General features: G+C 69.2%; 9 protein-coding genes, 2 tRNA genes and 1 pseudogene. 6 read left to right on the plus strand and 6 right to left on the minus strand.

The annotated features are described in order from the left end of the window. Nucleotides 1-188 precede the first annotated feature (188 nt). A pseudogene (locus tag ABJK26_RS01975) lies at nt 189-1,239 on the plus strand (NADH:flavin oxidoreductase/NADH oxidase). A gap of 239 nt (nt 1,240-1,478) precedes the next feature. Continuing rightward, nucleotides 1,479-2,438: a quinone oxidoreductase gene (locus ABJK26_RS01980; RefSeq protein WP_347240531.1), complete on the plus strand. Its 960-nt coding sequence runs from the start codon at nt 1,479-1,481 to the stop codon at nt 2,436-2,438. Here ABJK26_RS01980 and ABJK26_RS01985 read toward each other — a convergent pair. Continuing rightward, nucleotides 2,427-2,672 (minus strand): hypothetical protein, encoded by a 246-nt coding sequence (locus tag ABJK26_RS01985; RefSeq protein ID WP_347240533.1) that lies wholly within the window; start codon nt 2,670-2,672, stop codon nt 2,427-2,429. The two genes, ABJK26_RS01980 and ABJK26_RS01985, sit on opposite strands and share 12 nt — an antisense overlap. Before the next feature lie 108 nt (nt 2,673-2,780). On the opposite strand from ABJK26_RS01985, the gene ABJK26_RS01990 reads away from it, so the two are divergent. Then, entirely contained in the window at nt 2,781-4,607 is a 1,827-nt protein-coding gene (locus tag ABJK26_RS01990) for an aldehyde ferredoxin oxidoreductase family protein (RefSeq protein ID WP_347240534.1), read from the plus strand. 134 nt (nt 4,608-4,741) lie between these two features. After that, the gene (locus ABJK26_RS01995; RefSeq protein ID WP_347240535.1) at nt 4,742-5,248 is read left to right on the plus strand and encodes a ubiquitin-like small modifier protein 1; all 507 of its coding nucleotides are present in this window, start codon (nt 4,742-4,744) and stop codon (nt 5,246-5,248) included. Between the two features lie 99 nt (nt 5,249-5,347). Here ABJK26_RS01995 and ABJK26_RS02000 read toward each other — a convergent pair whose 3' ends face one another. Together ABJK26_RS02000 and ABJK26_RS02005 are read right to left on the minus strand one after the other, a co-directional pair. Continuing rightward, on the minus strand, nt 5,348-6,703 hold the full coding sequence (locus tag ABJK26_RS02000) for an amino acid carrier protein (RefSeq protein ID WP_347240536.1): 1,356 nt from the start codon (nt 6,701-6,703) through the stop codon (nt 5,348-5,350). A 2-nt stretch (nt 6,704-6,705) separates the two neighbouring features. Then, nucleotides 6,706-7,488, minus strand: coding sequence for a DUF4388 domain-containing protein (locus tag ABJK26_RS02005; protein ID WP_347240537.1), 783 nt, complete (start codon nt 7,486-7,488; stop codon nt 6,706-6,708). 55 nt (nt 7,489-7,543) lie between these two features. Here ABJK26_RS02005 and ABJK26_RS02010 point away from each other — a divergent pair, with 55 nt between their 5' ends. Both ABJK26_RS02010 and ABJK26_RS02015 read left to right on the plus strand, forming a co-directional pair. After that, nucleotides 7,544-8,236, plus strand: coding sequence for an alpha/beta fold hydrolase (locus tag ABJK26_RS02010; RefSeq protein ID WP_347240538.1), 693 nt, complete (start codon nt 7,544-7,546; stop codon nt 8,234-8,236). Between the two features lie 10 nt (nt 8,237-8,246). Continuing rightward, nucleotides 8,247-8,993 carry a ZIP family metal transporter gene (locus ABJK26_RS02015; protein ID WP_347240539.1) on the plus strand — a complete coding sequence of 249 codons (747 nt, stop codon included), beginning with the start codon at nt 8,247-8,249 and terminating at the stop codon, nt 8,991-8,993. On the opposite strand, the gene ABJK26_RS02020 is transcribed toward ABJK26_RS02015, so the two are convergent. The 3 genes from ABJK26_RS02020 to ABJK26_RS02030 all read right to left on the minus strand — a co-directional run bounded on the left by ABJK26_RS02020 (nt 8,941) and on the right by ABJK26_RS02030 (nt 9,875). Next, nucleotides 8,941-9,657, minus strand: coding sequence for a DNA/RNA nuclease SfsA (locus tag ABJK26_RS02020; protein ID WP_347240540.1), 717 nt, complete (start codon nt 9,655-9,657; stop codon nt 8,941-8,943). The genes ABJK26_RS02015 and ABJK26_RS02020 overlap by 53 nt on opposite strands. Before the next feature lie 28 nt (nt 9,658-9,685). Further along, nucleotides 9,686-9,778 (minus strand) — tRNA-Ser (locus ABJK26_RS02025). A gap of 7 nt (nt 9,779-9,785) precedes the next feature. Further along, a tRNA-Ser gene (locus ABJK26_RS02030) sits at nt 9,786-9,875 on the minus strand. Nucleotides 9,876-9,964 lie beyond the last annotated feature (89 nt).

Consider the following 9,964-nt stretch of genomic DNA (forward strand, 5'->3'; position numbering starts at 1 on the left):
TCTCGTAGGGGGGCTGGTGCTGGTGCCAGAGGATGGCCACCTTGAGGGGCTGGGCCAGGCCCGTGGCCAGAAGGAAAACCGCCGCCCAAAAGCGCTTCTTCACGGCATCACCTCCAGGCGCTTCCTCTTGGAAGGAGTTCCATACGCACGCCCCATTCTACAAGGGCCACCCTGGGGATAATGGTCCCATGACCCTCCTCTTTACCCCCCTAAAGCTCCGAGAGGTTAGGCTCAAAAAACCGCCTGGCCATGTCCCCCATGTGCCAGTACTCGGCCACGGGAGAAGGAGAGGTCACGGACTGGCACCTCCTCCACTACCCCACCCGGGCCCTGGGCGGGGTGGGGCTCGTGATCGTGGAGGCCACGGCGGTCCTTCCCGAAGGGAGGAACAGCCCCTTTGACCTTGGGATCTGGTCCGAGGACCACCTGCCGGGGCTTAGGGAGCTTGCGCGGCGCATCCGGGAGGCGGGGGCGGTGCCGGGGATCCAGCTCGCCCACGCCGGGTGCAAGGCGGGGACCGCCCGCCCCTGGGAAGGGGGGAAGCCCCTGGGCTGGAGAGTGGTGGGGCCGAGCCCCATCCCCTTCGCCGAGGGCTACCCCGTGCCCGAGCCCCTCACGGAGGAGGGCATGGCGCGGGTCCTCGAGGCCTTCGTGGAGGGGGCCAAGAGGGCCATCCGGGCGGGCTTCCAGGTCCTTGAGCTCCACATGGCCCACGGCTACCTCCTTTCCTCCTTCCTCTCGCCCCTTGCCAACCGGCGGGAGGACGCCTACGGGGGAAGCCGGGAGAACCGCATGCGCTTCCCCCTGGAGGTGGCGAAGGCGGTGCGGGAGGCGATACCCCCTGAGCTTCCCCTTTTCGTGCGGGTCTCGGCCACGGACTGGGCGGAAGGGGGGTGGGGCCTCGAGGACACCCTGGCCTTCGCGGAGAGGCTCAAAGCCCTCGAGGTGGACCTCCTGGACCTCTCCTCAGGGGGCGTGGTGCCAGGGGTGAGGGTCCCTGTGGCCCCGGGCTTCCAGGTGCCCTTCGCCGACGCCGTGCGGAAGCGGGTGGGGTTGCGGACGGGGGCGGTGGGCCTCCTCACCACGCCGGAGCAGGCTGAGACCCTTCTCCAGGCGGGAAGCGCCGACCTGGTGCTTTTGGGCCGGGTCCTCCTCCGGGACCCCTACTTTCCCCTGAAGGCGGCCAAGGACCTCGGGGCGGAGGCCCCCGTGCCCCCCCAGTACCAGAGGGCCTTCTAAGTGCCCCTGGCCCGCTAAGTACCCCACTGCAGCTTTTGCCGCGGTAGGGGCCCCAAAAGAGCCTTCCCAAAGCCCAAGCTCGGGCATCCCATGTTGCAAAGCCAAGGTGCGGGCACTTAACCTCCCCGGAGGAGGTCCAGAAGGGCCTTCCGGTAGGCCTCGTGGGCCGCCCGGCCCTCCGGCGTGAGGGCCACCCAGGTCAAGGATCGGCGCCCGCCCCTTTCCGTTAAACTCTCCCCATGAAGGCCGTAAGGGTCTACCAGGTGGGCGGTCCGGAGGTCTTGAGGCTGGAAGAGCTTCCTCTCCCCAAGCCCGGGCCCGGGGAGGTCCTGGTGAGGCTTTCCGCCATCGGGGTCAACTACATTGACACCTACAAGCGGAAGGGCCTCTACCCCATGCCCCTCCCCTTCACCCTGGGCGAGGAGGGGGCCGGGGTGGTGGAGGAGGTGGGGGAGGGCGTGGTGGGGGTGAGGCCCGGGGACCGGGTGGCCTTTGCCAACGTGCAAGGCGCCTACGCCGAGTACCAGGTGGTCCCGGCGGAGAGGCTCGTCCCTGTCCCCGAGGGGCTGGACCCGAAGCTCGCCGCTGCGGCCCTCCTTCAGGGGATGACGGTCCACTACCTCCTCAAGAGCACCTACCCCGTGGCGCCCGGGGACCAGGTCCTGGTGCACGCCGGGGCCGGGGGGGTGGGGCACCTCCTCATCCAGTGGGCGAGGCGCCTGGGGGCCACGGTCTACGCCACCGCGAGCACCCCTGAGAAGCGGAGGCTCTGCCTCGAGGCCGGGGCCCACTACGCCCTGCCCTACGAGGGCTTCGCCGAGGCGGTGAAGGCCCTTTCGGGGGGCGGGGTGGACGTGGTCTACGACGGGGTGGGGAAGGACACCTTTGAGGGGAGCCTCGAGGCCCTCCGCCCCCGGGGGATGCTCGTCCTCTTCGGCCAGTCCTCGGGGCCCGTGCCCCCTTTGGACCCCCAGGTCCTGAACCGCAAGGGAAGCCTCTTCCTCACCCGCCCCACCCTCCACCACTACACCGCAAGCCGCAAGGAGCTCCTTTGGCGCGCCGGGGAGGTCTTCCGGGGGGTGGTGGAGGGGTGGCTCAAGGTGCGCATCGGGGCGGAGTTTCCCCTGGAGAGGGCCAAGGAGGCCCACGAGGCCCTGGAGGGGAGGAGGACCACGGGCAAGGTCCTCCTAATCCCCTAGGAAGCGCCCCTTCCAGGCCCGAAGCCCCTCCTCGGGAAGCCCCGCCCCCCGCACGGTGCAGGCCAGGGCGGAGAGGGCCACCGCCCCCCTTAGGGCCGCCTCCAGGTCCTCCCGGGCAAGGGCCCGGAGGCTTTCCCGGCCAGCACCGACCCCCCCCAAGGCCCCCGCGAAGCGGAGTGGGTTTTCCCCCTCCAGCACCAGGTCCACCAGGGTTTCTCCCGCCAGGGCCAGCACGATGCCCCACTTTACACTCTCCCCGGGACCCCGTGGTATAATCCCCCTAAATCCAAGCGAGGACCCGGTTCCGTCGCGCGGCGATGTCTACCCTGAAGGAGGTGCGGAATGCTCGGAGGATACGCCCACAGGTTGGCCCGCATTGACCTCAGCGCGGGGAAGGTGGAGTACTTCGCCCCCGACCCCAAGGACCTGGAGATGTACGTGGGGGGAAGGGGCCTCGGGGTGAAGTACGTGTTTGAGAACGGCCCAAAGGTGGACCCCCTGGGCCCGGAGAACCTCCTCTGCATCATGAACGGCCCCCTCTCCGGCACCCGGGCCAAGATGTCGGGAAGGCTTGCCGTGGTCACCAAAAGCCCCCTCACGGGCACGGTTACCGACAGCCACATGGGGGGCTGGACCGCGGCCAAGCTCAAGTGGGCGGGGTTTGACGGCCTCCTCATCAAGGGGGCCGCGGAGAGGCCCGTCTACCTCCTGGTGAAGGACGGGGAGGTCTCCATCCACGACGCCTCCGACCTCTGGGGCAAGACCACCCACGAGGTCCACCGCATCCTCCGGGAGCGGCACGGGGAGGAGGCCGACGTGATGGCCATCGGCCCCGCCGGGGAGAACCTGGTGCGCTTCGCCAACTGGGTGAACAACGACGAACGGGCCGCGGGCCGGGGCGGCACCGGGGCGGTGGCGGGAAGCAAGAAGCTCAAGGCCATCGTGGTGGTAGGCCACCACGACAAGACGCCCCAGCCCAAGGACCCCGAGCTCTGGAAGGAGGCGGACCGCCTGGCCTCGGCCACCATCAACGACCCCAAGAACGTCACCGCTCCCAAGAAGGGCGGGCTTTCCCTCTTTGGCACCAACGTCCTCATGAACATCACCAACGTCATGGGGGCCCTGCCCACCTACAATGCCCAGCACACCTGCATTGAGGGGGCGGAGAAGATCTCCGGGGAGTACATCCGCGAGCACCGCCTGGTCAAGGACAACACCTGCCACGCCTGCCCCGTGGCCTGCAAGAAGATGGTGGAGGTCCACATCAACGGCAAGGCCATCCGCTTTGAGTCCTACGAGTACGAGTCCGCCTGGGCCCTCGGGGCCCATGCGGGCCACACGGACACCGACTGGACGGGCTACGCCATCTACCTCTGCAACGCCTACGGCATGGACACCATTGAGGCGGGGAACGCCATCGCCGTCCTCATGGAGGCCACGGAGAAGGGCTACTACCAGGGCCCGGACGGGATCCGCTTCGGGGACAAGGAGGGGGAGGTTAGGGTCCTCGAGGCCATCGCCCACCGCAAGGGCGTGGGGGACATGCTGGCGGAGGGCCCGGCCCGCTTCGCCAAGGCCATCGGCCACCCGGAGATTGCCCTGGAGGTCAAGGGCCAGTCCATCCCCGCCTACGACCCCCGGGGCCTCAAGGGCATGGGCATCGCCTACGCCACCTCCAACCGGGGGGCCTGCCACCTCCGGGCCTACACCCCGGCCTCGGAGATCCTGGGCGTGCCCTACAAGACCGACCCCCTGGCCTGGGAGGGGAAGGGCAAGCTCACCAAGCTCTTCCAAGACCTCTCGGCCTTCACCGACTCCCTGGACCTTTGCAAGTTCAGCCAGTTCGCCGAAGGCCCCGAGGAGTACGCCAAGCAGCTTGCCGCCTACTGGGGCCGCCCCGTGACCCCCGAGGAGATCCTGCGCATCGGCGAGCGCATCTACAACCTGGAGCGCTACTACAACAACCTGGCGGGCTTTGCCGAGGGCTCGGACTACCTGCCCGAGTGCTTCCTCAAGGAGCCCTCCGACTGCGCGGGCTCCAAGGGGCAGGTCACCGAGCTGGACCTGATGCTGGAGGAGTACTACCGGGAGCGGGGCTGGGAGCGGGGCGTGGTGCCCCCCGCCAAGCTCCAGGAGCTCGGCATCCTCTCCCAGGCGGCGGACGACTAACACCACCCCATGCTGGCTTGGGGGCCCCGGAAAAGAAGGCCCAAAGAGGCCTTGGCTTAGGCGAAAGATCCGGTCAAAGGGGTATAGGGCAAGGCCCCGGCCCCTAGGTCGGGGTTTTCCCGTAGACTTCTCCTATGCCCAAGGTGAACCTCTACGCCACCTTCCGCGGCCTTACCGGGAAGAGCCAGCTCGTGGTGCCGGGAGCTACCGTGGGGGAGGTGCTCGCCCGCCTGGTGGAGGCCTATCCCGCCCTAAAAGGGGAGCTCTTTGAGGGGGAGGAGCTTGCGGAGCGGGTTTCGGTTTTCCTGGAGGGCCGGGACGTGCGCTACCTCCAGGGCCTTTCCACCCCCCTCTCCCCCGAGGCCACCCTGGACCTCTTCCCCCCGGTGGCGGGCGGGCTTGCCCAGACCTTCGGGGCGCTTCCTTCCTGGCTTCTGGAGCGCTACTTGGAGGAATGGGGCGGGGTTAAGGAGGGAGAAGGGGTCTACCGCCTTCCCGGGGCCCTGGTGCGCTTCCGGGAGGTGGAGCCCCTCCGGGTAGGGAGCCTCGCCATCCCCCAGCTTTTGGTGGAGGTGGAAGGGGAGGCGGCGGAGGCCTGGTTTAACCGCCTCGCCTTCGCCGCGAGCCGGGGCGGGGGCTAAGTACCCCAAAAGAGCAGCCCAAGCTCGGGCATCCCATGTTGCAAAGCCAAACCCCTTTTTCGGCTTGGGCGAAAGAGCGAGAAAGGCCCGGGAAGGGCGCTACCGAGGCGGCACCCAGGGCTCCCCGCGGAAGAACCCGTAGACCAGGCGGCCCACCACCCCGCCCAAAAGGACGAGCCCCAGGAGGTTGGGAATGGCCATGAGGCCGTTCAGGGTGTCGGAGACCGCCAGGAGGGCCTCGAGGCCCCCCAAAGGACCCACGAAGGCCAAGGTGGCGAAGGCGAGGCGGTAGGGCCAGCGGATCCCTTCCCCGAAGAGGAAGGCCGCGGCCTCCTCCCCGTAAAACCCCCAGGAGACCATGGTCCCGAGGGCGAAGACCGCCACGGTGAGGGCCAGGATCGCCCCGCCCAAGGGGTGCGCCTGGAAGAGGGCCTGGGCGGCCTCGGCGGCGCTTCCCCCCTTCTGCCAAAGCCCGGAGGCGACGAAGGTGAGGGCGGTGAGGGAGGTCACCAGGAAGCTCACGAACATCTCCGTGACCCCCCAGAAGCCCTGGCGCACGGGGTGGTCCACCTGGGCCTGGGCGTGGGCGATGGGAGCCGAACCGAGGCCCGCCTCGTTGGCGAAGATGCCCCGGCCAAGCCCGGCGTTGAGGGCGGCGAAAAGGCTGTAGCCCGCCGCTCCCCCCAGGGCGGCCTCCGGGCTGAAGGCGGCCTGGAGGACGAGGGCCAAGGCCTCGGGGATCCGGGCCCCGTAAAGAACCACGAGGGGCCCCACCGCTACCAGGAAGAGGAGGAGCTTCAGGGGCACCACCACCTGGGCGAACCGGGCCACCCACACGATCCCTCCCCCCAGGACCACCCCCACCAGGAGGGCCAGGAAGAGGCCCACCAGGGCGGGAGGCGCCCCCAGGGGAGCGAGGGCCCCCCCCACGGCCCCGGCCTGGGAGAGGTTGCCGATGCCGAAGGCGGCTAGGGCGGCGAAGAGGGCGAAGAGGTGGCCCAGGAAGCGGAGGCGGGGAAGCCCCCGGGAAAGGTAGTACATGGGCCCCCCGGAGACGGAGCCGTCGGCGAAGCGGCGGCGGAAGTGGACGGCCAAGGTGGCCTCGGCGAACTTGGTCCCGGTGCCGAAGAAGTAGCCCACCCACATCCAGAAGACGGCCCCCGGTCCCCCGAGGAGCACCGCCGCCAGCATGCCCAGGAGGTGCCCGGTACCCAAGGTGGCCGAAAGGGCCACCATGGTGGCCTGGAAGGGGGTGATCTGGCCGCCGAAGCCAAAGGCCGGCTCGCGGATGGCCCCAAAGGTTTCGGCGAAGGAAACCCGGAGCATCCGGAGGGGGGCTTGGAACCAGCGGATCTGGAATATAACCAGATAAGCCCCCACCAGGAGGTAGACCAGCTTCATGGGGAAGCCATAAACGATCCGGTTAAGATACTCGTTCAGGGCCAGGATGTCCATACCTACACCTCCGGCACCGCCTCCACCTTATCCCCCCGGCGGAGGCGGAGGCGCTTTAAGTCCTCCTCCAGAAGCCCGAGCCGCCCGGGAATGTTGGGCCTGGGACGCACCTCCATCGCCGCCTCCCGCCCTAGAAGGCGCAGGCGGAAGCCGTGGCGGATGGCCCGGGCCCACTCCGCGTACAGCGCCTCGTCCACGTAGGCCACCCCGGAGCCTGGACCGTAGATGGGAAGGACCAGGAGGGAAACCGGGGGCACCTCCACCCGGGGGACGGCCTCGAGGGCCTGCACCTGCAAGAGGGTGTGCAGGAACCGGGCCAGGCGCAAGACCCCCGGGCCCGTGAGGACTTGGGCGATGGTTTTCCCTTCCACCTGGGCCAGCAACCGGAGGGTCTCTGGAGAAAGCTCCGCCTCCCCACCCTTAGGGTTCAGGCGAAGAACATAGCCCCAGTCGCTGGGCAGGCTGAGCCCTTGCCACGCCGCCTGGGCCTCGGCGAGGCGGGCGGGTACGGCGAGCCCGCCCAGGAGGGTGGTATGGGGGGGAAGGGCCTCGGGCTCAAAGGCGAAGGGGGCCCGCCTGAGGCCCACCAGGAGGTCCAAGGCCTCTTCCCCCTCCAAGGAGCGCTCCCCCGCCTGGACCCTGGCGTGGACCACCTGGCCTCCCCGGAGGTAGACCTCCGCCTCCAGAAAGGGGGGCTTGAGGACAAGCCGCCCGGTGCGCCCGGCGCTCATGAGGGCGCCTACCAGGGAGGGGAAGGGAAACTCCGCGAGGTTGCCCGCAAGCATTCCCCCCCGTTTTACCACGCTCCTCCCTTGGCGTCCAGGAGGGGTATGCTGGGGCATGCGCCTCCTCCTCCTCCACGGGTTCACCTCCCACCCCGTCCTCACCCTGGGCCCCCTGCCGGAAAGGCTTAAGGAGGCGGGCTTTGCCGTGAGCCAGCCCGCCCTTCCTGGCCACGGCACGAGCCCTGAGGACCTCCTTAGGGTGCGCTTTCAGGACTGGCTCTTGGCGGCGGAAAGAGCCTACCTGGGGCTCCCCGAGCCCCGGGGAGTGGTGGGGCTCTCCATGGGGGGGCTCCTCGCCGCCCACCTCGCCGCCCGCCATCCCACCCAGGCCCTCGTGGCCCTGGCCCCCGCCTTCGCCCTGAAAAACCCCTTGGCGCCCCTGGCCCCCTACCTCTCCTGGCTCATCCCCCGCTTTCCTGGTCCTCGCTCCATAGAGGACCCCGAGCTCCGGAAAGGCAACCCCAACTACCCCTACTTTCCCACCCGGGCGGTGGGGGAGCTCCTCGCCCTCATGCGGAAGACCCCGGAGGTCCTGCCCCGGGTGCGGGCGCGGGCCTTGGTGGTGGAGGCGGGAAAGGACCGGGTGGTGAAGGGGGTGCGCCGGTACTTTGAGCTTCTGGGGAGCGCCCCAAAGGACTACCTCGTCTTCCCGGAAAGCGGCCACGACCTCCTCCTGGACCGGGACCGGGAGGAGGTGGCCCGGGCGGTGCGGAACTGGCTAGTTGCGATTAGTAATCACTTGCAATAAACTGGAGGCCATGGACGCCCTGCCCGTCTCTCCCCTAAGCGTCTTCCTCTACGCCCTTCTCACCGCCATCGCCACGGGGTTAGGAGCCCTTCCCTTTCTCTTCACCCGGAAGGTCCTAAGCCGGCACCTGGGCCTGGCCAACGCCGCTGCCGCCGGGCTCATGCTGGCCGCGAGCTTCGGCCTGGTTTACGAGGGGGTGAACTACAGCCTGGGGCGGACCCTCCTGGGGGTGGGCCTCGGCCTTCTCTTCATCCTCCTCTCCCACCGCTACCTCCGGGGCCGGGACGTGAGCTTCGGCGCCCTAAACGGCCTGGACGCCCGCAAGGCCCTCCTGATCGTGGGCATCATGACCCTCCACTCCTTCGCCGAGGGGGTGGGGGTGGGGGTGGCCTTCGGGGGTGGGGAGGCCTTAGGGGTCTTCATCACCCTGGCCATCGCCGTGCACAACATCCCCGAGGGGCTCGCCATCAGCCTGGTGCTGATCCCGCGGGGGGTGAGCGTGCTCGGGGCCGCCCTGTGGAGCGTCTTCTCCAGCCTTCCCCAGCCCCTCATGGCCGTGCCCGCCTTCCTCTTCGTGGAGGCCTTCAAGCCTGCCCTGCCCGTGGGGCTCGGCTTCGCCGCCGGGGCCATGATCTGGATGGCGGTGGCCGAGATCCTCCCGGACGCCCTCAAAGAGACCGAGGCCGAGGAGGTGGCCACGGTCCTCACCTTCTCCGCGGCCCTGATGGTGGCCTTCCAGATCCTCCTTGGGGGCTAAGCCAGACCCAGGGGAGGGGGGCCTCGAGGCGGAGGGCTTCCAGGGTGGGGCGCACCCGGAAGGCGAGGAGCGAGACCCCGGCCTCCAGGGCCTCCTGGGCCGCCTGGAGGAGGGCCCGGTCCTCGGGGTCCAGGGCGAAGGCCTGGGCCAGGGGGTGCTGCACCACCCAGACGGCGAAGGCCCCGTAGCCCTCCCGGGCGAGGCGGGCGAGGAGGCGGAGGTGCCGGGCGCCCCTTGCGGTAGGGGCATCGGGGAAGAGGGCGAGGCCCTCCTCCACCCGGTTGCAGTTCTTGGCCTCCAGGAAGGCCTCCTTTCCCCCAAGCCTCGCCCGGAAGTCCAGCCTCTCCCCCGCCACGGGGACTTCCCTTTTCAGGGCCTCCAGGGGCCCGAAGAAGCCCTCTTGCAGGAGGACCTCGAGGACCCGGGCGGCCAGGGAGGCGTCCACCCCCACCAGGACGCCTTCCCGCTCCACCAGGTAGAGGCGCCCCAGGGTCTTGGGGGTGGGCCTAGGGTGGTAGTGGCACGGGGTGCCGGGCAGGAGGAGCTCGGCCATGCGGCCGCTGTTGGGAAGGTGCAAAGGCCCCACGTCCGCCTCCACCAGGAAGCGGTTCCGCCGCCTCAGGAGGCGGCAAGGGGAAAGAGGGGGTAAGGGCACCACGGCCAAGGAAAAGGCCCGGGAAGCCCCGGGCGCTTGGCGGAGAGGGCGGGATTCGAACCCGCGGCACCGGTTTTCCCGGTGCAACACCTTAGCAGGGTGCCGCCTTAGACCACTCGGCCACCTCTCCAAGCCTTTGGCGGAGGGTGAGGGATTCGAACCCCCGGTGGGGAAGACCCCACAGCGGTTTTCAAGACCGCCGCCTTCAACCGCTCGGCCAACCCTCCAAGGTATGGCCGCAAGCCTTACTATGGGGCAAGGCCCTCTCCCTGTCAAGGGCTTGTGGTTTTGTCTCCGCAAGTCCTCAACGGCGATG

The organism is Thermus sp. (assembly GCF_039793865.1).
Lineage (GTDB): Bacteria > Deinococcota > Deinococci > Deinococcales > Thermaceae > Thermus.

What these genes read in the sequence shown, in the direction of transcription:
- ABJK26_RS01980 (WP_347240531.1), top strand. Translation starts at nt 1,479, where the DNA reads ATGAAGGCCGTAAGGGTCTACCAGGTGGGCGGTCCGGAGGTCTTGAGG.
- ABJK26_RS02010 (WP_347240538.1), top strand. Translation starts at nt 7,544, where the DNA reads ATGCGCCTCCTCCTCCTCCACGGGTTCACCTCCCACCCCGTCCTCACC.
- ABJK26_RS02005 (WP_347240537.1), bottom strand. Translation starts at nt 7,488, where the DNA reads ATGCTTGCGGGCAACCTCGCGGAGTTTCCCTTCCCCTCCCTGGTAGGC.
- ABJK26_RS02015 (WP_347240539.1), top strand. Translation starts at nt 8,247, where the DNA reads ATGGACGCCCTGCCCGTCTCTCCCCTAAGCGTCTTCCTCTACGCCCTT.
- ABJK26_RS01995 (WP_347240535.1), top strand. Translation starts at nt 4,742, where the DNA reads ATGCCCAAGGTGAACCTCTACGCCACCTTCCGCGGCCTTACCGGGAAG.
- ABJK26_RS02000 (WP_347240536.1), bottom strand. Translation starts at nt 6,703, where the DNA reads ATGGACATCCTGGCCCTGAACGAGTATCTTAACCGGATCGTTTATGGC.
- ABJK26_RS01990 (WP_347240534.1), top strand. Translation starts at nt 2,781, where the DNA reads ATGCTCGGAGGATACGCCCACAGGTTGGCCCGCATTGACCTCAGCGCG.